Genomic DNA, 20,402 nt, shown 5'->3' with positions numbered 1-20,402 from the left:
ACCCCGGATTCAGGGCATCTGCGCTGCGCCATGCAGCGCAAATGCCCCTAGACTGATGTCGCTGCCATTTCCGAGTGCGTCATGACCATCGATCCGCAACTGCGCAACCTCAACATCGACCTGCCCGCCTGTCCTGGCACGTTGGTCAAGCTGTCCTTGCTGATGGCCGACGAGAACTGCGCCATCGACCCGCTGGCGGCGCTGATCGAAACCGACATGGCACTGGCCTCGGCGGTCGTGCGCACGGTGAACTCGGCGCTGTTTGGTCTGCTCAAGCGCGTTGAAACCGTTCACGAAGCCGTGCGCTATCTGGGCATGGCCCAGGTGGCGGGCCTCACCTACGAAATTGGGCTGCGGGGCGCCTTCCCTCCCAGCCCCACGCTGCAAAGCATCTGGGACCGCGCGGGCGTGCGGGGACTCGCCATGGGGCGCATCGCCCGTCAACTGGACGTCGATCCCTGGCAGGCCCACACCGCCGGCCTGTTCGCCGAGAGTGGACGCGCCGTGCTGTACGCCCACGACCGCACACGCTATGTGGCCCTGGAGCAGCAAGCACCCGACGAAGCACAGTTGTGTGCCAGTGAGATCGAAGCCTTTGGCGTGAGTCACGCCGCCCTCGGGGCCGCCTTGTGCCAGTCCTGGGGACTCTCCCGCGAGGTGACCGACAGTGTGCGGGCGCGTGTCAACAATCCCGGTCAATGGACCACCGAGCGTCCCACGGTCCAGAAGCTGCTGGCCATTGGTCACGTGGTCGATCTTCTCGTGCTGAACCCCGAGACCGCCTCGCAGCCCATGGCGGTTTGGACCACGATGGAGCCCATCGCCCATCAGGTCGGCCTGCACTTTCAGTCTTTCCAGCTCGCCACCATGCGGGTCTGCGAACGACTGAACGTGCACGAGCGTCACACCTGAGTGCGCCGCCAGCTCGTTGGGCCGGCCGACGGATGATGCACCCCGTTACACAATCCCCGTGACCGCTTGATTGACAGCGTGCAGACGGCCTCGCAACATGGTTTCTCCAATCATTCAATCAAGGAGAAGCCATGTCCCACATGGTTCGCATGGGGCTGCGCCCCGCTTCGCTCGCGCTCGCGGCTGCCTTGTGCTTCGGCACCCACGTGCAGGCCGCTGACGACCCCATCGTTGCGCAAAGCGCCCTCACCCTGAGTGGTCTGAGCTTCCAGCTGATCGACCTCACACCGGGCGACGGCATCGCCCCCAGCCTGAGCTTCCAAAGCGACGGCCTGATCGACACAGGGGACTGGATCTATGACGAGGCATCTGACAGCTATAACTTCGCCGGCGGCCCGCAGTTCCAGAACAGCCTCTTGCCCGCCACACCGATGACACACGTGAGCTCGAATGGACTGAGCACGGTCACCAGCACGGTCAACAGTGTCACGCTGCAGACCCAGTTGCCGCTGTCGCAATTGCTGCCATCGATGGCCCCCCCTGATGGCACAGGGACAGATGATTTCACAGACTCCGGATCCTGGGCGGAGGCCAATCTGTCTGTGGGTGATGGCAACACAGGGGGGTTTGCGTCATTCACCTTAGGGAGCGGCACGGGTTTGATTCTGCGAGGCACCCTGTCCAGTCAGCTCACCATGGACAGTTCAGCTGTCTCAGCCGTCCTCGCAGCGAACGGCTATGACCATTGGTCGCTGTACGGCAATCTCGATGCCTATGGCAGTTTCCTCATGGCAGCGCAGGCCGAGACCCCATGGCCCAACGCTGACTTGTTGCTGCAACAGGGCAACCAACTGGACCTGTCGCGTTATCACACTGTGTGGCACGGCTCCAACATGTGGCATGACAACACCCCGCTGAGCGACGCCACATCGCAAAGCTTCGAATTCACGGTCGTCAATTTCGGTGACAGCAACCTGATCGGTGACGTGTTGCTGAACCTCCATGTGTTGCACAACGTTGACCTGCTCGCCACGCGCCCGAGCACCTACATTCCTCCGGTTGATGTGCCGCCGATCGATGTCCCGCCCATCGATGTTCCGGCCATCCCCGAACCCTCAACCTACGCCCTGATGGGCCTGGGCCTGGTCGGCATCGTGGCTGTGGCGCGTCGACGCCGTCACACCGCCTGACCTCACGGTAGATTCGCCCAAACCAAAGGCCGGCTGCATCACGCAACCGGCCTTTTTTGTCATCGGTGCGCCCCCATTCCGGAGACGTCATCACTTCTGATGCTTACTGCTTGACAGCTTCCACCTGGATCACCAACTTCACATCGTTGGGAATGAAGGGCAGGCCATAGGTCATGCCGAACTTCTCGCGCTGAATGGTGGTCTCGAAGTCGCCGCCGCACACTTCGCGCTTGAGCATCGGGTTGTCGTAGCAGCCAAAGTGGTTGGCCGACAGGGTCACGGTCTGGGTCTTGCCCAGCAGGGTCAGATCGCCCACCACGGCGCTCACCTTGTCACCGTCGAAGATGAAGCGCGAGCTCTTGAACGTGGCCTTGGGGAAGGCTTCGGCGTTGAAGAAGTCCTTGCCCTTGAGGTGACCGTCAAAGTTGGCGGTGCCGGTGCTGATCGACGCCATGTCAATCGTGATGTCCACCGAGCCGGTCTTGGCGGCCTTGTCCAGGGTCACGGTGCCCGACTTCTTGTCGAAGCGACCGCGGTTGGTCGAGGTGCCGAAGTGCTTGGCTTCGAAAGTCACGAACGTGTGGGTGGGGTCGATGGCGTAGGTGGCCGGGGCGGCGTGGGCCACACCCACAGCAGCCAGGGTGGCAGCGGTCACAACGGAAGCGATCACGGTACGGGTCATGTCAGAGCTCCTGAGAAGAATGCGTGCCGGGTCGGCACTGAAGAAAACACAAACGAAAGAAGACGAAAGTCAGCCGATCAAAGGGCTGGGACGCCCTGCAGCACCAGCTTGAACTGCACCTGCACATCGTTGGCGACGATGGACGTGTCGGTCCAGTCGCCTTCGCCAATGCGGTAGTCCAGTCGCTTGAGCGTGAAGGCGCCCGATGCCGTGCTCAGGCCCTTGGCCTGGGTCAGCGTCACCGGCACCACCAGGTCACGCGCCTGGCCCTTGATGGCCAGCTTGCCGCGCACCTGGAACTTGCCCCCGCCCAAGGCCTGGATGGCGCTGGACTGGAACGTGGCCTTCGGGAACTTGGGCACATTGAACCACTCTGCCTTGGGCAGCTCGGCGTCCGCGTCGGCATTGAGCGACACGCTGCCCAGGTCCAACTCGAAGGCGATCTTGCTGGTGGCCAGGGCCTTGGGGTCGAAAGCGACCTGGGCCTGGAAACGCTTGAAACGACCTTGCAGGGGCACGCCCAGCTGCTTGGCCACGAAGGTGACTTCGCTCTGGGCCGGCACCAGGGTCTGCCCTGCGGCATGGGCCGACAGGCCCCAGACGGCGGCACTCAGCGCCACAGCGCTCAACACGGTACGGCGAGAAAACATGGTCGGCATCCTTGTGAAACAGGAGAGAAAGCCTGCGCGGCTCAACGGCCGGGGCGCATGCGGTCGATCAGGCCGTCGCGGTCGACGAACTGGTGCTTGAGGGCCGCGGCCACATGCAGGGCCACCAGGCCGATCAAGCCATAGGCGGACAAGGCGTGCAGGGGCTTGAGTACCTGCGCCAAAGGCTCACTGACGGGCACCCAATCGGGCAAAGGCAACACGCCGAACCAGACGATGGGGTAGCCCTTGGCAGAACTGTAGGCCCAGCCCAGCAGCGGCACAGCGAAAAACAGCAGGTACATCAGGTGGTGGGTGCCGTGGAAGGCCACCCGCTGCCAGCCCGGCATGGCCCGCTCGATGCGCGCCGGCAGCGCAGGTGGTCGGTGCGTCAGGCGCCACACCAGACGCCAGAGCGACAACGCCAGGATCGTCACCCCCGCCCATTTGTGCCAGTTGATCAACTTGAGCTTGGCAAGGGAAAACGGCAAGTCCGCGACGTAGATCCCCACCGCAAAGACAGAGAGAATGAAAACCGCCAGCACCCAGTGCAAGGCCATGGCCACCAGGCCGTAGCGCGGCTCAGAGGTGGTGTGTGAGGTCATGACAGCCCTTCCCAAAGATTCAGCATGATGGTCCTTACTCTAACGAGCCCCTGCGCCCACCAGATTGAGATCGGTTCACGCCTTGATTCAATCTTTTTGAATGGGCTGTCCGGCTTTCCTACGGGTTTTACCCCCCCGCCCTATCCCCTGATTCGGGCTTGCACCGGCTTGCCCCATGGACCATGATGGGTCCAAAACACGCAACATGCACGCATCCGCCTTCTTTCGCCAGCTGGCCACCCTGATCCTGGGTCATGAACGCAAGCAACAGTTGCGCATTTCGCGCTCCCTGACTGCGGCGTTCGTCTTTCTGGCCTGCATTGGTCTGCAGATTTATGGCTACTGGCACGGCTTAATAGAGGCTCAGTACGTCTGGCGCCTGTCCATCGTCATCCTCGTCAACGTCGTCTTCTGGTACGCGCTGCTGCGCTCCGGACTGAACCTTCGGTTCCGAGATCCGGCGCTCACCTTGCCGCAGGTGCTGTCCGCCCTGACCATCATCACCTATGCCTATTCGGTGACCGGCCGCATCCACGGCTCCATCATGATGCTGCTGCCCCTGGTGCAGGTGTTCGGCATCTTCAACATGAGCCAGCGTGATTCGCGCCTGGCCGGCTTTTACAGCCTGGGCCTGATGGGCTGTGCCATGGTCTACAAGACCCTGACCGACCCCGAGAACTACCCCTACCAGGTCGAGCTCGCTCACTTCATCCTGATCGCGGCCATCTTGCCCACCATCTCGAGCCTGGCGGGCCAGCTCAACAGCATGCGGATGCGCCTGCAGAGCCAGAAGAACGAACTGGCCCAGGCCCTGACCCGCATTCAGATCCTGGCCACACGCGACGAGCTCACCGGCCTGTTCAACCGCCGTCACATGATGGAGGTCCTGACCCAGCACCAAAAACGCCTGATCCGCTCCGGTCACCACCGCTTCTGCCTGGCCCTGCTCGACATCGACCACTTCAAGCGCATCAACGACACCCATGGCCATGGCGTGGGTGACGAGGTGCTGCGCGAGTTTGCCGCCACCTTGCAGCGCGCCCTGCGCGACACCGATGTGCTCGCCCGCTGGGGCGGTGAGGAATTCCTGCTGCTGATCAACGACACGTCACCCGAGTTGGCCAACATCGGCCTGGAGCGGGCCCGCGACATGCTCGCGAGCGCCCCCCTGCTGGCGCACATGCCCGACCTGCGGGTGACGTTCTCGGCAGGTTTGACCGGCTACGACGATGTGGAAGAGCTCAGCATCTGCATCGAACGCGCCGACCAGGCCTTGTACCGGGCCAAGGCCGAGGGACGCAACCGCACCGTGATCGACGACCAGCTTCCCTCTCTGGTGGGAAAGCGCCCCCGCGCGCCCGTGGCTGCGGCACACTGATGGCTTGTCTGTTCAGCCTGCCCGACAGGCCCCCTGACCATGCCCGCCCTCGAGGTCCCACCTGCTGCCGATGGTGACGACGCGCATCGCCTGATCTTTGGCGCGCTCGATGTCGGCTTGCTGCGGGTCAGCCTCGATGGCCACATCCTGGAGGCCAACCCCTGCGCAGGCGAACGCCTGGGCGCCCCCCCTGACACGCTGATCGGGCGACATCTGCTCGATCTCCTTCACCCCGACGAGAAGACCACCGGCACAGCCCAGCTGGACGCTGTGCTGGCTGGGTCCCCACTGCCCATCGTCGTGCACCTGTTGCGCGCGCCAGACGGCGGACGCCAGGCACGCGTGCCCCTGCAAGTGCACCTGCTGCGCGCCCCGGATGGGCGGGCCGTGCAACTTCTGGGGCGCATGCTGGCGCAGCAAGGCCCCATCCCGCCAGCCCTGTCCACGGCGCCACCGGAGGCCTCGACCGGCTTCGACGTGCTCGCAGGCATGGGGCACGCCCTGCGCACCCCCCTCAACGCGATGCTGGGCTTTGCGCAACTGCTGCGCGTCGACCCGCAACAGAGCCTGAGCCCCAGCCAGCGCGAGAAAGTGGCGCACATCGAACAATCTGGCGCCCAATTGCTGAACCTGGTCTCGAACGTCATCGATCTGGCACGTCTGGAGGTCGATCGCCTGCCACTGCAGATCCAGATGTGGCCACTGTCCCCCGTGCTGGACGACGTCCTCGCAGGCGTGTCCGCCACCGCCGCACAACGTGGTGTGGTGCTTGAGCGCCAGCCCGCCGAGGCCGAACCCAGCGTATGGGCCGACCTCGAACGACTCAAGCAGGTCCTGCGCACCCTCTTGCTCCACCTGGTCCAAGAGCCCGGCCCGGGCGGCCGCATCCTGCTGGAAGTGCAGACCCTCAACCATCAGGTGGCCCTCACGCTCAGCGACACGCGTCCTGCTTCTCAGGTCTGGCCACATGCGCGCTGGCTGGAGACACACCAGGCGGCTCCTGCCCCCGCCCCCAGCGACGGCACCCACCTGGGCTTGCTCATGGCGCGCAGGTTGATCGAACTGATGCAGGGGCGCATCCAGGTGAGCAGTGCGCCCGGCATGGGCACCCGTTTGCGCATCTGGTTGCCTCAGGGACAAACCCTGAACGCCACAACCATGCCCCCTGCCCCCCCCCCACCGATCGGCCTTTGGCGACCTTGACGGCGTGCCGGGCGAACAGGCCCTGACCGTGCTGTATGCCGAAGACAATGTGGTGAACATCGAGCTGGTGCGTCAGGTGATGCGGATGCGACCGCAATGGCGGCTGGAAGTGGCGTACTGCGGCCAGGATGCGATCGCGATGGCCCTGCGCGACCCACCTGATCTGCTCTTGCTGGACATGCACCTGGGAGACATGAGCGGACTGGACGTGTCGAACGTGCTGACACGCCAGGCCTATACCGCCGACATCCCGCGTGTGGCCTTGTCGGCCGACGTGCTGCCCGACCACATCCGGGAGGCACGCGCTCAGGGCTTTGCGGACTACCTGACCAAGCCGCTGGATGTGGAGCGCCTGCTGCGGCTGCTCGATCGCATGGCGCAGCGCAAGGCGGGCTGAGTCTCGCGAGCCCCCCGCCGGCCCTGGCGCTCAGTCGGCCAGCTCGGTGAAGAACCGACCGCCGTGGAACACCAATGGGGCCACGCCCACACGGCGACGGCAATGCGCCACCCGCCCCACGAAAACAATGTGATCGCCGGCTTCGTGCTGACCATGGTGGCTGCATTCGAACACGGCCACGGCCCCGTCGATCACGGGCGCCCCCGTCAGGCCGGGACGCCAGGCCGTGCCCTCAAAGCGGTCGATGCCGCGGCGGGCAAACCGCTCGGCCAGCAATCGCTGGTCCGCCGCCAGCACATTGATGGCGTAGTGCATGGCCGAACGAAAGCCCGGCAGGGTCGCAGACTGAGCGCCCAGGCTCCACAGCACCAGCGGCGGCGACAAGGACACCGAGTTGAAGGAATTGGCCGTCAGCCCCACCAACTGGCCGTTCGCATCCCGGGCGGTGACAATGGTCACACCGGTGGCAAACTGGCCCAACGACGCCCGAAACTCTTCGGCGGTGAAGGGGGGAGAATCGGACGGCTGGCTCATGGGGGCTTTCGTGACAAGGGGCACAGTGTAGTGTGCTCAGCGTCGGCGCGCCGGGCCGATCCGATACACCCACACGACACGTCCGCCCGGCAGACCGAGGCGGGCGTGCGCGGGCACCGGCAAACCGCGGGCATCGATCGCCTCGAACTCCAGGCTCACCAACCAGGTACCAGGCCGCATCTCGGCACAGGCCTTGGCCCAGGCGCGCGGCATGGTTTCCGGACGTTGAAACAGGTACACCAGTTCGCAATCGCCCCAGGGCTGGGCCCACATGTCCCCCCTGCGCACCTCGGCGAAACGACAGCGCCAGGCCGCCACCAGGCACCACAAGCGACTCCATTCCACGCCGCTCACCTGCGCCTGCGGGTAAGCGGCGTGCAACGCGATGAGGCCGTCCCCGAGGCCACAACCGGCGTCGTGCACCCGCGCGGTGGGCGAGCGCAGCGGTGCATGGCGCGCCAATTCGGCCAAGGCCCCGCGCGGGGTCGGGAACACGGGGGCATCGCGCCAGGCACGCAGGGGGTAGGCCAGCAGCAGGATGGCCAGGGGCAGCAGCCACCATCCCGGTGCCATGCCGCCCTGCCCCAGGGCCAACACACTCAGGGGGAAACCTGCCGCCACCCAGAGTCGGCGCCAGGGCGTGCCCGCCACCACCGGCCACAGGGCCGCCAACGCCCCCCCGGCAGCCGGCAGGCCCAGGCAGGCCCACAACGGCGCCCCCATGGCACGCAAGGCCCACGCCGATGCCCAGGCCAGCGTCCACACCCACAGGGCCGACAGCGGCCAGTTCAACAGACGTGTCAGCCCGACGTGCATGTGCAGCGCTGCCCCAGCGTCGTGCCTGCCGGATCAGGCTTCGCCGCGCCCGCCGCGCAGCTTGTCGATCAGACCGTTGAGCTCATCGAGGCTGCCGAACTGGATCGTGATCTCGCCCTGTTCGCCACGCCGGGTCTTGCGCTTGATGTGGATCTCGACCTGTGCGGTCAGCAGGTCCGACAACTGCTCCTCCAGCCGCTGCACATCGCGTGACTTCTCGCTCTTGACGCGCAGCAGGGGTGCCTGGCGACCGACGCCCTGCACCTGGGCCACCAGCTTCTCCGCTTCGCGCACATTGAGTTTCTTGGCCACCACTTCATGGGCGGTCGTGATCTGCTGGGCCTTGTCCAGCGGCAGCAGGGCCCGGGCATGGCCCATGTCCAGATCCCCGGCCATCAGCATGCCCTGCACGGGCTCGGCCAGCTGGAGCAGGCGCAGCAGGTTGGACGCGGCGCTGCGCGAACGCCCGACCGCCTGGGCGGCCTGTTCGTGGGTCAGTCCGAACTCGGCAGTCAGACGCTGCAAACCCTGAGCCTCCTCCAGCGGATTGAGGTCTTCGCGCTGGATGTTCTCGATCAGGGCCATGGCGGCCGCGGCCTCATCGGGCACGTCCTTCACGAGCACGGGCACCTCGGTCAGACCGGCCAGCTTGGCGGCCCGCGAGCGGCGCTCACCGGCAATGATCTCGTAGCGGCCCTCGCCAATCGGGCGAACCAGAATGGGCTGCATGATGCCCTGGGCCTTGATGCTCTCGGCCAGCTCGTAGAGCGAGCCCTCGTCCATGCGCGTGCGTGGCTGGTACTTGCCCGCCTGCATCAGGTCCAGACGCAGGACCGAAGGCGCCCCCTCGGCCGATGCGGGAGCGGTGTCGCTGACTTTGGGGCCCAGCAGGGCCTCCAGGCCCATGCCCAGGCCTTTGGATTTCTTGGTCGCCATAGATCAGGATTGTCCCTTGTTTCGCACCCATTGCCGGGCCAGGCATCCCATAATGGCCTACATGGATCCACACGGCCCCTCTGCTGACGCTGCGTTGCCCCCTCCCCCAGGGACGGTGACGACGCCAGAGCTCGACCGTCTGCGCGCCGCCCTGTCGCGCAGTGAAGCACGCGAGGCAGCCCTGACAGCACAATTGCAGGCGCGCGAGCAACTGGTTCAGGGCCTGAGTCGGCATGTGCCGGGCGGGTTGATGGTGCTGGACCGATTGCCCGATGGGCACCGGCGCATCCCTTATGCCAGCGACGGCCTGTTCACCCTTTTCGATCTGGATCCGGCGCTGGCACAGGACCCCGACGCCCTCTTTGTCGCGCTGGTTCAGCGCGTGCACCCGGAACACCGCGGCATGATCCAGCAATGGGAGGTGGCCGCCGCAGCGGGTGCCCCGGTTCTCAGCGGCGACTTCCAGATCGTGTGCGCCAATGGCGAGGAGCGCTGGATCGCGATGCAACTGGGCATCCAGCTCAACGACGATGGTCACCGCATCTGGTACGGCATGCTGCAGGACGTCACGGTGCGCCAGAAAATGGCCCAGCGCCTGGTGGAGCGCGATGTGCTGCTCAAAAGCCTGGGGCGCAACCTGCCCGGCGTGCTCTTCAAGGTCTGGGTGTCGCCCCAGGGTGAGCCACAACTGCAGTACGTCAGTGCGCAGGTCAAGCAACTGTACGAGCTGCCCGACAGCACCCAGCCGGGCGACTGGCAGCGCCACTACGAGCGCATCCACCCCGATGACGTGGCGGGCGTGCGTCAACTGATGACAGGGCAAGGCCTCGACACCAGCAAGCCGATCTCGTACGAGTACCGTGTGCAACTGCCCTCGAAGGGCTTGCGCTGGCTGGCCGGTCAGGTCATGCCGATGCCCGAGGCCGATGGCAGCGTATCCTGGTACGGCTACACCTCGGACGTCACCGAGCAGAAGCTCTATGCCGATGCGGTGATCTCGGCCGAGGCCGCCGAGCGGGCCAACCGTGCCAAGAGCGAGTTCCTCTCGCGCATGAGCCATGAGCTGCGCACGCCGCTCAATGCCGTCATCGGCTTCGCGCAGTTGCTGCAGATGGACCGCAGCCACGAGTTTGGCGAAACCCAGCGCGGTCATGTGCGCCTGATCGAAAAGGCGGGGCAGCACCTGCTGTCGGTGCTGGGTGACGTGCTGGACCTCTCGCGCATCGAAGCCGGCAGTCTGCCCTTGAACATCACGGCGCAAGACTGCCGTCACGTGGTCGAAGATGCCTTGCAAATGGTGTCGGATCTGGCCCGACGCCACCGCATCACCCTGCACGCCGACGAGGTGGCAGAGCACCTGACGGTTCAGGCCGACCGGGTGCGGCTGCAACAGGTGCTGGTCAACTTGCTGGTGAACGCCATCAAGTACAACCGTCCTGGAGGCCAGGTGGCTGTGCGGGCCTGGCTGGACGCCGATCGGGTCGTGCTGGAAGTCCAGGACACCGGGATGGGGCTGGACGCCACGCAACTCGCCCACTTGTTCGAACCCTTCAACCGCCTGGGCGCCGAGCGCACCGGGATCGAGGGCACCGGCATCGGGCTGGTGATCGTGCACCGGCTCGTGACGCTGATGCACGGCCAGATCGAAGCCCAGAGCGCACCGGGTCAGGGCAGCTGCTTTCGGATCGGCTTGCCGAGCGCCTCCGATCCGCCCGTCGATTCTGGCGCCATGCCCTTGGATGAACTGCCCTCTCGCCCCCCTTCTGCCGAGCCTCTCATGACAGCGACCATCCTTTATGCCGAAGACAACGAGGTGAACGTCTTGCTGGTGCAAGAGGTGATCCGCATGCGCCCACAGTGGCAATTGCAGGTGGGACGCAGCGGTGCCCAGGCCCTGGCCCTCGCACAGGCGGCCCCGCCCGACCTGATGCTGGTGGACATGCACCTCGGCGACATGAGCGGCTTCGATCTGGCCGACGCCCTGGACCGGGACGGTCGCCTGCGCGCGGTCCCCCGCGTGGCCCTGTCAGCGGACGCCATGCCCGACCGCATCCATGCGGCCGAAGCGCGTGGCTTCAAAGCCTACCTGACCAAACCGCTGGACGTGATGGCCCTGCTACGCTGCCTGGACGAGCACCTGCCCTCAGGCCTGAACCCGGGCTGAGGACGGGGTGGCGGGCTGTGCCGCCCGGGCGACCACCTCGCGGGCGAACGACAGGAAGGCCTGCGCGCCCTTGGATGCCGGATCGAACACCACACCGGGCACGCCGTAGCTGGGCGCTTCCGCCAGGCGCACATTGCGCGGGATCACGGTGTCGAACACCTTGTCGCCAAAGTGGTCCTTGAGTTGCTCGCTGACCTGCTGCTGCAAGGTGATGCGAGGGTCGAACATCACGCGCAAGAGTCCGATCAGGGTGAGCTCACGGTTGAGGTTGGCGTGCACCTGCTTGACAGTGTTGACCAGGTCGGTGAGCCCTTCGAGCGCAAAGTACTCGCACTGCATGGGCACGATCACCCCGTGGGCGCAGGTGAGACCATTGAGGGTGAGCAGGCTCAAGGACGGCGGACAATCGATGAGCACAAAATCGTAATCGGCTGCGGCCGCCTCCAGCGCGGTCTTGAGACGGCGGTCACGCCGCTCCAACGTCACCAACTCGATCTCGGCCCCGGCCAGTTCGCGGTTGGCGCCGAGCACGTCGTACCCACCCTTGGGGCTGCGCACCCGCGCCTCGGCAATGGTGGCATCTTCCAGCAAGACGTCGTAGACGCTGTGCGTCAGCGTGCGTTTGTCCACGCCCGACCCCATCGTGGCGTTGCCCTGGGGGTCCAGGTCAATGATCAGCACACGCTGACCGATCTGGGCCAGGCCAGCGGCCAGGTTCACGGTGGTGGTGGTTTTGCCCACCCCGCCCTTTTGGTTGGCAATGCAGAAGATGTGCGGCATGCCGGCATTATCTCCGCTGCACAGTGGCCTCGCTCACCGCGACGACGTGCGGGACACCTTCTGCGGTGCGATTTTCTTCGCTTTGACGGCGGGGGCCGCGGTTTTGGCGCGGCTCGGTGCCACGCGGGGTGCGGTGACCCCGCGGGCCTTCTTGCCCGCCGATGGGCTCGCCTGGCGGGCCGCCGGGGCGAGCGCCTTGGCACGGCCTGGCCGACGGGTGTCAGGCGCTGCCATGCGCGACGTGGGGGCCTTGCCCTTCGGAGACAGGGTCTGAGTTGCTGGTGCAGCAGCCCGCATCGACGGCCCTCCCCGCTTCGAGGCGGACGCCGACTTCGCCACGGTCATCTTCGTCACCATGCGCTTTTTCGAGGCCCGCTCTGGCGCCACCCGGGCACCAGACTGCTCCACCAACGTCCGGGGGCGAGCCCTGCCGGCCATGGGCGTCTTGGCCGCCTCGGACTTGGCCAGCGCTTTTCCGGCAGAACGGCCCTTCTGAGCCGGCCTCACCGGCTCGACCACACCTGGCTTGGCCTGGGTACGTTGGCGCTCACGGGCAGGTGTTTCACGTGGAACATCGGCAGAGCGGGCCCCTCGCACCACGGCGCGACTCGGTGGTTCGACCAAGCGAGGCGTGCGCTTCTCGGTCGTGCCGGCGAGGCGCCCGGTGTGGCTGGGTGTGTTCGCAGCCTCGGATGATGGACGACGAACCACGCCCACTGCAGGCTTGTCGACAGGGCGAGCGACCGTGCGCCCCGGCGGCACGCCAGGCGCGGTGGTGCGCGAATCGTCACGTGCCAGAGGCACCTTGGCATTCGATGCCGGCGACACGACAGGGGCGGGGCTGCGTACTGTCGGTGACGCGGAGGGCTTGGACGTGGCCACCGGTGCGATCGGCAACTCGTATAACAACTCCCCGCGGTCGCCTGGCGGCGGTGCCACTTCACGGGCCTGACTGATGCCCGTGGCCATCACGGGGCCAGCCAGCGCCCATGCCCCGCACGCGCCCCACCACCATGCGCTCCGGCGGCAACGTGCCTGGCTCATGGACGCTCCTGTGCCCCTGCCGGACGCATCCAGACCAGGCAGCGTTCGGCCTCCAATCCAGGTACGTGCAAAGGTTCCACGTGAAACACCTGGACATCCGCAGGCAGTTCGGCGCGCTCCTCGTCGGGCGTCTTGCCCTTCATCGCCATCCACACCGCCCCCTCGCCCAGCAACTGACGCGTCAGGTTGACGAAATCCACCAGCGAAGCAAACGCCCGCGAGGTGATCAGGTCATAGCGACCGGGTAGCTGCTCGACCCGCGCGTGCTCGGCTTTCAGATTGGGCAAGCGCAACTCCGCTGCCACCTGGCGGATGAAGGCGGCCTTCTTGCCCACCGTGTCCACGCAGGTCACCTGTACCTGCGGACAGCAGATGGCGAGCACCACACCGGGCAGGCCCCCGCCGCTGCCCACGTCCAGCAGACGTGGCGCAGGTGTCCGGTCGAGCCAGCCGCCCTCACGCAGGTGGCGCATCAGCGGCTGCAGCACGACCAGGCAGTCGCTCAGGTGGTGACTGAGCATCTCTGGGGCATCCCGCAGGGCCGTCAGGTTGAAGGTGCTGTTCCAGTGTGCCAGCATGACCATGTAGGTGGCCAACTGGCGTTGCTGGGCCTCGCTCAAGGCGCCGGCCACCTCGTCGGTCAACTGGGTCAACACGGGCGGCAAGGCCTCTTGCCACTGCGCTTCGGACCAGACCACGGCAGGGCGCTGTGGGGCCGGACGTGCGGCGGGCGCGGCCTTACGGGCCGGCGCACTCACCTTGCCGCCGCGCAGTTCGTAGCCGGTCAGCACGCTGCGGTCCACGGCACCGTGGCGTCCGCCTCGACCTCCGCCAGAGCCCCCTGCCCCACCGGACTTGCCGGCCGGACCTCGTTTGTTCATGTTCATCTCAGTGTCCTTGGTCAACTGCGCGCCCTGCTGGCCGCAGTCTGACCGGTTCTTCATGCATCCTGTCCACGCGACCCGGCTCAGCACACGCGGCGCCACCGGAACCTGCCGCCCCTCTCGTCAGGAGGCCGACGCCTCGCGCTCGCCCGGCCCTTCGGTCGTGGCGAATCCCTTGAAGCGCCCCTTCTTCAGATGGATCAGCAGCAGCGAAATGGCCGCCGGCGTGATCCCCGAAATGCGTGAAGCCTGCCCCAGCGTTTCCGGGCGGTGCTTGTCCAGTTTCTGGCGGGCTTCGAAACTCAGCGCCGAGACCTGCATGTAGTCCAGATCCGCGGGCAGCTTGAGGTTCTCGTAGTACGCAGCACGCTCGACCTCGTCATTTTGCTTGTCAATGTAGCCGGCGTACTTGATGCTGATCTCGACCTGCTCGATCACCGCATCGGCCAGCGCATCACCCAGTTTGGCACGCAGGCTGGCGCGGCTGACGGTTTCACGTGAAACAGCCTCGCCGCCTTCGGTGGAGCCCGTCTTGCCCGCCTCGGCCCACAAGGCAGCCTGACGGGCGGCCGCGATGGCGCCCACCTCGTTGATCTGGTCGTAGTTGACGCCGGGGCGGCGCAGCAGGTCACCCAGGTTGTATTCGCGCTCCAGCGCCTTGCCCAGCAGGCGCTCGGCGTCGGCGGCTGGCAGGGTGGCCGGCCGCACCCAGGTCGCCTTCAGGCGCTGTGTTTCACGTGAAACAGCGTCGCGCTTGCGGTTGAAGGCGTCCCAGCGCACGTCGTCCACCAGGCCCAGCTCACGCCCGATCTCGGTCAGGCGCATGTCGGCGTTGTCCTCGCGCAGTTGCAGGCGGAACTCGGCACGGCTGGTGAACATGCGGTAGGGCTCGGTCACACCCTTGGTGATCAGGTCGTCCACCAGCACGCCCAGGTAGGCCTGGTCGCGGCGCGGCGTCCAGGCCTCTCGACCCTGGGCCTGCAAGGCAGCATTCAGCCCGGCGAAAAGCCCTTGCGCTGCTGCCTCCTCGTAGCCGGTGGTGCCATTGATCTGGCCGGCAAAGAACAGCCCCTGGATGGCCTTGGTTTCGAAGGTGGACTTCAGCTCACGCGGGTCGAAGTAGTCGTACTCGATCGCGTAGCCGGGACGCAGGATGTAGGCATTTTCGAGCCCGGGCATGGTGCGCAGCGCCGCCAGCTGGATATCGAACGGCAGCGAGGTGCTGATGCCGTTGGGGTAGAACTCGTTGGTCGTGAGACCTTCGGGCTCCAGGAAGATCTGGTGCGAGTCCTTGTCGGCAAAACGGTTGATCTTGTCCTCGATGGACGGGCAGTAACGCGGCCCCACCCCTTCGATCACCCCGGTGAACATCGGGCTGCGGTCAAAGCCCGAGCGGATGATGTCGTGCGTGCGGGTGTTGGTGTGCGTGACCCAGCAGGGCAGCTGGCGCGGGTGCTGGGCGGGCGAACCCAGGAAACTGAACACCGGCACCTCCGGGCCGCTGGGGGCCGAGGCGCCCCACTGCCCCACCAGCGGCACGCCATCGCCGGGCTGCTCGGTCAGCTTGCTGAAGTCGATGCTGCGGCCATCGATGCGCGGCGGGGTGCCGGTCTTCAGGCGGCCCTGCGGCAGCTTCAGCTCCTTCAGCCGCGCCGACAGCGACACGGCCGGCGGATCCCCCGCGCGACCGGCGCTGTAGTTGTTCAGGCCCACATGGATCTTGCCGTCCAGGAAGGTGCCCGCCGTCAGCACGACGGTGCGCGCGCGGAAGCGGATGCCCACCTGGGTCACGGCCCCCACGACGCGGTCGCCCTCCACCATCAGGTCGTCCACCGCCTGCTGGAACAGCCACAGATTGGGCTGATTCTCCAGACGGTGGCGGATGGCCGCCTTGTACAGAATGCGGTCGGCCTGGGCGCGGGTGGCGCGCACCGCCGGCCCCTTGCTCGCATTGAGGATGCGGAACTGGATGCCGCTCTCGTCGGTGGCGGCGCCCATGGCCCCACCCAGTGCGTCCACCTCCTTGACCAGGTGGCCCTTGCCAATCCCGCCGATCGAGGGGTTGCAACTCATCTGCCCCAGCGTCTCGATGTTGTGGGTCAGCAGCAAGGTGGCACAGCCCATGCGGGCAGCCGCCAGCGCGGCCTCGGTACCGGCGTGGCCGCCGCCGACCACGATGACATCAAATTCTTGGGGATAAAGCATGGGCTGCGCCTCGGGAAATCTGCCTCATTTTTGGGCAACCTTCCATTGTACCGAGACACCCTGCGCTTGCGGGCATTCCCGCCCCATGCCGCCTCAAAGTCCCCGGATTTGTGGCCCTGCGGCCGCGTGGCATCCGCCTGACGTGGTCGGTGTTCCACGTGAAACATCTCGCACCGCGACGCCGCGCATCTGGTGACACCGAAAGTCAGGCACCCACACCCTGCGACAATCACGACATGAACTGCCGCCCTGGCTGCGCCGCCTGCTGCATCGCGCCCTCCATCAGCTCGCCCCTGCCCGGCCTGCCCCACGGCAAGCCAGCGGGCATGCCCTGCCCGCATCTGGACGAGGCCCTGCGCTGCCGCCTGTTCGGTCAGCCTGAGCGCCCTGCCGTTTGCGGCTCGCTACAGCCCTCGGCCGAGATGTGCGGCGAAACGCGCGAGCAGGCCCTGCGCTGGCTCACCGACTTGGAAACGGCGACGCGCTGAACACCGTCTCGGGCCCGTTGTCTTCCTCGGGCGGCAGGCGACCATCGAGCAACCATTCTGGCGGCACCCCGGCCGGCTGCCCGGTCAAGGCTGTCATGTGGGCGCGCAAGGCTTCGGTCGTCAGGCCCTGGCCGTTGGGTGCCCAGCCTGGCGGGCCGAACAGATAGCCCACCAGATCACGCGGCCCTCGTACCTTGGGCAGGTCTTTCAAGATGGCCCACCACTCGGCCAGGCAAATCTTCAAGGCGCTGTACGAGCGTTGCGGCTTGACCAGGCCGTAGCGGATCGGCACGCCATCCTGCTCGGGCACATAGGTGCCGAAGAGCCGATCGAACAGCATGATGGTGCCGCCATAGTTGCAGTCCAGGTACTCGACGTTGGCCGCATGGTGCACCCGGTGGGCCGAAGGCGTGTTCAACACCCCCTCCATCCAGCCCAGCTTGCCGATCAGGTCGGTGTGGATCCAGAACTGGTAGACCAGGTTGACGATGTAGGACATCAGCACCGCGTCCGGCGAAAAACCCAACAGGCACTGCGGCGCAAAGAACACGAAACCGCCCGACACCTTGCCTGTGAGCGACTGACGGAAGGCCGCCGCCAGGTTGTACTGGTTACCGGTGTGGTGCACCTGATGCGAGGCCCAGTACCAGCGCACCCGGTGGCCCGTGCGATGCAGCCAGTAGTAGAAGAATTCGGTGCAAAAGAACATCGCCACCCAGCCCCAGGCGGTGTCCATCGGCACCGTCCACAGGCGCTGCTCGTACATCCACGCGCCAAACGGCAGGGCGACGCCCAGCACCGCCCCCATCGGGATCGATTCGACCACGGCCCGCCACAGGTTGATGCGCACGGTGGTCCAGAAGGCGGCCCAGTCATAGGGCTCGCCCCCGCGTCGGCGGCTGATCAGCACCCCTTCCACGGTGATGATGCCCAGCGCGGCCAGGCCCACAGCGGCCATCGCCATCTGGATGAGGGTGAGTGGTTCGAACATGGGGCGGGGCCTCGCGCGCGTGTGAAAGGTCGCGCCACGATAAGCCGTGCCCCTCCCTCCGTCCCGAGGGGAAGCCCTGCCGGACCGCGTTAAACCCCAGGAATGAGGGGATCAGTCTGCCGCACGCACGTACAGCCAGCGCCCGTCTTCGCGCACGAAGGTACTGATCTCGTGCAAACGGTGCGCCCGCCCGCCCAGCTTGCTGCGCGCCACGAACTCCACCACCCCATGGTCGGCGTCAAGCTGCACGGCCCGGCGGACGTCCAGACCCAGCCACTGCAGGCCCGGCTCCGGCGGCTCGATGTCGGCCGGGCGGGTGCTGGGGTGCCAGGTGGCCAGCAGATAGGGACGCAGGTCTTTGACGAAGGCGCTGTAACGCGAACGCATCAGCGACTCCGGGTCGGGCGCCTGCAAAGCCAGCGGTCCCGTGTGATAGCGGCCGCAGCAATCGGCGTACGCGGCCGAGCGACCACAAGGGCAGGCATCGACCAGAGAGGAGGGAAGAGAACGTGAACGCATGAGGGGCACAATCATGACATGCCTGTTCTGACCCCTCCCCCCTTTGATCTGCATGGCCGCGTGGCCCTGGTGACCGGCGCCGGTCGCGGCCTGGGGCTGGCCATGGCGCAGGCGCTGGCCCAGGCCGGCGCCACCGTCTGGCTCAACGGCCGCGACCCCGTCGCCTTGAGCGCCGCCGCCCAGTCCCTGAACAGCCCACGCGTGTACGCCCTGCCCTTCGACATCCAGGACGACAGTGCCCGCGCCACCGCCCTGCAGCACCTGCAAGCCCGGTCCGGACGCCTCGACATCCTGGTCAACAACGTGGGCCAGCGTGACCGGCGTGCACTCGACGACTTCGCGATCGACGACATCCGTCACCTGCTCGACGTCAACCTCGTCGCCCCACTGGCCCTGTCGCGTGAAGTCGCCCAGCTGATGGCCGACTGCGGGGCCTGCGCCCAGGGCAGCGCGCGCATCGTCAACATCACCTCGATCGCCGGCCCCATCTCACGGGCGGGCGATGTCGCGTACACCGTGGCCAAGGGTGGGCTGGACGCCGCCACCCGCGCGCTGGCAGCCGAACTGGGTCCGCGCGGCATCAACGTCAATGCTGTGGCGCCCGGCTATTTCGCCACCGAAGCCAACGCCGAGATGGTCGCCGACACCGATGTGGCCAACTGGCTGTCACGGCGCACCTCACTGGGTCGCTGGGGGCGACCTGCCGAGGTCGCCGGCGCCGTCGTCTTTCTGGCCAGCCCGGCAGCCAGCTACATCACCGGCCAGACCCTGGCGGTCGATGGCGGCTATCTCTCGCACTTCTGAGGCTAAAGGGCCGTCCGGTTCACCGGGCGTCAGCCTGGTCGTCTGCACCCGCCGACAAGGCCAGGTAAATCTCGCACACCCCACGCAGATAGACCACCGTGGGCAACACCAGGGCCACGGCAAACACCACACCACCGCCCACCGTCGCCGCGGAGATGTAATTCAGCGCTCTGGCTGGCACCTGCACCGCCGCGCCCACCTGAACCGTCTGACCCAGCAATCCCGCCATCAAGGCCTGCGGGGGAATGTCCACACCCAGGATCCACACCGAGGCCTCGGCCATCACCCGCCCACCCAGCAACACCACCAGGCTGATCGCCGCCCCCACGACGGCCGTGACCACACTCAGGGCCCCCGCCAGCACCGTGGCCTGCAACAGCCGCCCTCGGATCAGCCGTCCGATCCGACGCACAGTCTGCCAGGATGACGCCCCGGCCCACACCGTGGGCCCAGTCAGCGGGGCCACCACCGCGGCGCCGGCCGTGAACATCAGGCCAATGACGCTCACCGTCACAGGCACGACCACCACGAACAACCACGGCCCGATGCCTGGCAGGCTGCACAACCAGTACAGCCCCAACAGCAGACCCGCCATCCCTGCGCCGATCAGTCCCATCACCAGCAAGGCCAGCAGGGTGCGGTGCCCGATGCCCAAGGCATCCTCCAGGGCATCGCCCACCTCGCGAGGTGCCTGTCCCATGGCCCGGTCCATGAGGAGCAGACCCGCCGCCTGGGCGCCATAAAAGGCCACGAACAAAGCCGCTGCGCCCTGCCCGATGGCCCAGTTCAACTCCTGCCGTCCCAGCGAGGCCCGCGCCGCAGCCAAGGCCAAACCTGCTCCGACAAATGCGGCCAGCAACACGTACAAGGCCCGACCATCTCGCACGGCCTCGACACTGGCCAACACCCGACCCAGGCTGGTCCACCAGTCGAACCCATGCCGATGGGGCGTCGACGACACCCCATCGGCAGACACCACATCCTTGTGAAACTCCGACATGCTCGACCCAGGTAAATGAGGACAAAAAACAGGGGCGCTGCGCCCATTTGACGGCAGATGATAGGGGGTCACCCTAGGAAGACACTGAGGGGCAGGCGCAACAATTTCGATCGACAGTTGACACGCGCTGACAAAAGAGGGTTGAAAACCCTAGAACTGTATGGCTGATTCACCCATAATGGTTTTGTCTGTGTCTGGTAGCGGCACCGTCGTTGGAATGGGT

General features: G+C 66.3%; 21 protein-coding genes. 8 read left to right on the top strand and 13 right to left on the bottom strand.

Features of this window, described 5'->3' with window-relative positions; all coding sequences use genetic code 11:
* Positions 1-81 precede the first annotated feature (81 nt).
* Positions 82-912: an HDOD domain-containing protein gene (locus WIT60_RS00345; protein WP_339581970.1), complete on the top strand. Its 831-nt coding sequence runs from the start codon at positions 82-84 to the stop codon at positions 910-912.
* Between the two features lie 131 nt (positions 913-1,043).
* A complete protein-coding gene (locus WIT60_RS00340; protein ID WP_339581969.1) occupies positions 1,044-2,102 on the top strand; it encodes a PEP-CTERM sorting domain-containing protein in 1,059 nt (352 codons plus the stop codon).
* A gap of 103 nt (positions 2,103-2,205) precedes the next feature.
* Here the strand turns inward: WIT60_RS00340 and WIT60_RS00335 are convergent, their stop codons facing one another.
* From WIT60_RS00335 to WIT60_RS00325, 3 genes are all read right to left on the bottom strand, one after another.
* Complete coding sequence (locus tag WIT60_RS00335; protein ID WP_339581968.1) at positions 2,206-2,784, bottom strand: YceI family protein; 579 nt, start codon at positions 2,782-2,784, stop codon at positions 2,206-2,208.
* A 77-nt stretch (positions 2,785-2,861) separates the two neighbouring features.
* Entirely contained in the window at positions 2,862-3,434 is a 573-nt protein-coding gene (locus WIT60_RS00330; RefSeq protein ID WP_339581967.1) for a YceI family protein, read from the bottom strand.
* Positions 3,435-3,475: 41 nt separating this feature from the next.
* Entirely contained in the window at positions 3,476-4,036 is a 561-nt protein-coding gene (locus WIT60_RS00325) for a cytochrome b (protein ID WP_339581966.1), read from the bottom strand.
* A 205-nt stretch (positions 4,037-4,241) separates the two neighbouring features.
* Between WIT60_RS00325 and WIT60_RS00320 the strand changes: the two genes are divergently transcribed.
* Genes WIT60_RS00320 through WIT60_RS00310 form a run of 3 tightly spaced genes read left to right on the top strand, consistent with a single transcriptional unit; the run spans position 4,242 to position 7,014 of the window.
* Positions 4,242-5,414, top strand: coding sequence for a GGDEF domain-containing protein (locus WIT60_RS00320; protein WP_339581965.1), 1,173 nt, complete (start codon positions 4,242-4,244; stop codon positions 5,412-5,414).
* Positions 5,415-5,453: 39 nt separating this feature from the next.
* Positions 5,454-6,617 carry a sensor histidine kinase gene (locus WIT60_RS00315; RefSeq protein ID WP_339581964.1) on the top strand — a complete coding sequence of 388 codons (1,164 nt, stop codon included), beginning with the start codon at positions 5,454-5,456 and terminating at the stop codon, positions 6,615-6,617.
* 4 nt (positions 6,618-6,621) lie between these two features.
* Complete coding sequence (locus WIT60_RS00310) at positions 6,622-7,014, top strand: response regulator (RefSeq protein ID WP_339581963.1); 393 nt, start codon at positions 6,622-6,624, stop codon at positions 7,012-7,014.
* A gap of 30 nt (positions 7,015-7,044) precedes the next feature.
* On the opposite strand, the gene WIT60_RS00305 is transcribed toward WIT60_RS00310, so the two are convergent.
* Genes WIT60_RS00305 through WIT60_RS00295 form a run of 3 tightly spaced genes read right to left on the bottom strand, consistent with a single transcriptional unit; the run spans position 7,045 to position 9,300 of the window.
* Positions 7,045-7,548 (bottom strand): flavin reductase family protein, encoded by a 504-nt coding sequence (locus tag WIT60_RS00305; RefSeq protein WP_339581962.1) that lies wholly within the window; start codon positions 7,546-7,548, stop codon positions 7,045-7,047.
* A 36-nt stretch (positions 7,549-7,584) separates the two neighbouring features.
* Positions 7,585-8,364 (bottom strand): class I SAM-dependent methyltransferase, encoded by a 780-nt coding sequence (locus tag WIT60_RS00300; RefSeq protein WP_339581961.1) that lies wholly within the window; start codon positions 8,362-8,364, stop codon positions 7,585-7,587.
* Positions 8,365-8,397: 33 nt separating this feature from the next.
* A complete protein-coding gene (locus tag WIT60_RS00295) occupies positions 8,398-9,300 on the bottom strand; it encodes a ParB/RepB/Spo0J family partition protein (protein ID WP_339581960.1) in 903 nt (300 codons plus the stop codon).
* Between the two features lie 61 nt (positions 9,301-9,361).
* Here WIT60_RS00295 and WIT60_RS00290 point away from each other — a divergent pair, with 61 nt between their 5' ends.
* Entirely contained in the window at positions 9,362-11,464 is a 2,103-nt protein-coding gene (locus WIT60_RS00290) for a PAS domain-containing hybrid sensor histidine kinase/response regulator (protein ID WP_339581959.1), read from the top strand.
* Here WIT60_RS00290 and WIT60_RS00285 read toward each other — a convergent pair.
* From WIT60_RS00285 to mnmG, 4 genes are all read right to left on the bottom strand, one after another.
* Entirely contained in the window at positions 11,444-12,244 is an 801-nt protein-coding gene (locus tag WIT60_RS00285) for a ParA family protein (protein WP_339581958.1), read from the bottom strand. The genes WIT60_RS00290 and WIT60_RS00285 overlap by 21 nt on opposite strands.
* A gap of 33 nt (positions 12,245-12,277) precedes the next feature.
* Entirely contained in the window at positions 12,278-13,288 is a 1,011-nt protein-coding gene (locus tag WIT60_RS00280) for a hypothetical protein (RefSeq protein WP_339581957.1), read from the bottom strand.
* Positions 13,285-13,953: a 16S rRNA (guanine(527)-N(7))-methyltransferase RsmG gene (rsmG, locus tag WIT60_RS00275; protein WP_445207628.1), complete on the bottom strand. Its 669-nt coding sequence runs from the start codon at positions 13,951-13,953 to the stop codon at positions 13,285-13,287. The genes WIT60_RS00280 and rsmG overlap by 4 nt, the downstream gene beginning before the upstream one ends.
* A 342-nt stretch (positions 13,954-14,295) precedes the next feature.
* Positions 14,296-16,377 carry a tRNA uridine-5-carboxymethylaminomethyl(34) synthesis enzyme MnmG gene (gene mnmG / locus WIT60_RS00270; protein WP_339581956.1) on the bottom strand — a complete coding sequence of 694 codons (2,082 nt, stop codon included), beginning with the start codon at positions 16,375-16,377 and terminating at the stop codon, positions 14,296-14,298.
* 236 nt (positions 16,378-16,613) lie between these two features.
* On the opposite strand from mnmG, the gene WIT60_RS00265 reads away from it, so the two are divergent.
* Complete coding sequence (locus WIT60_RS00265) at positions 16,614-16,865, top strand: YkgJ family cysteine cluster protein (protein WP_339581955.1); 252 nt, start codon at positions 16,614-16,616, stop codon at positions 16,863-16,865.
* Here the strand turns inward: WIT60_RS00265 and WIT60_RS00260 are convergent.
* Together WIT60_RS00260 and WIT60_RS00255 are read right to left on the bottom strand one after the other, a co-directional pair.
* Complete coding sequence (locus WIT60_RS00260) at positions 16,837-17,856, bottom strand: sterol desaturase family protein (protein WP_339581954.1); 1,020 nt, start codon at positions 17,854-17,856, stop codon at positions 16,837-16,839. The two genes, WIT60_RS00265 and WIT60_RS00260, sit on opposite strands and share 29 nt — an antisense overlap.
* A 111-nt stretch (positions 17,857-17,967) precedes the next feature.
* A complete protein-coding gene (locus WIT60_RS00255) occupies positions 17,968-18,375 on the bottom strand; it encodes a YchJ family protein (RefSeq protein WP_339581953.1) in 408 nt (135 codons plus the stop codon).
* An 18-nt stretch (positions 18,376-18,393) separates the two neighbouring features.
* On the opposite strand from WIT60_RS00255, the gene WIT60_RS00250 reads away from it, so the two are divergent.
* The gene (locus WIT60_RS00250) at positions 18,394-19,179 is read left to right on the top strand and encodes an SDR family oxidoreductase (protein ID WP_339581952.1); all 786 of its coding nucleotides are present in this window, start codon (positions 18,394-18,396) and stop codon (positions 19,177-19,179) included.
* 19 nt (positions 19,180-19,198) lie between these two features.
* Here WIT60_RS00250 and WIT60_RS00245 read toward each other — a convergent pair whose 3' ends face one another.
* Positions 19,199-20,179, bottom strand: a complete 981-nt coding sequence (locus WIT60_RS00245) for a hypothetical protein (RefSeq protein WP_339581951.1) — start codon at positions 20,177-20,179, stop codon at positions 19,199-19,201.
* Positions 20,180-20,402 lie beyond the last annotated feature (223 nt).

Source organism: Aquabacterium sp. G14 (assembly GCF_037482285.1).
Taxonomy (GTDB): domain Bacteria; phylum Pseudomonadota; class Gammaproteobacteria; order Burkholderiales; family Burkholderiaceae_C; genus Aquabacterium.
This window is presented reverse-complemented; position numbering and strand designations above follow the sequence as displayed.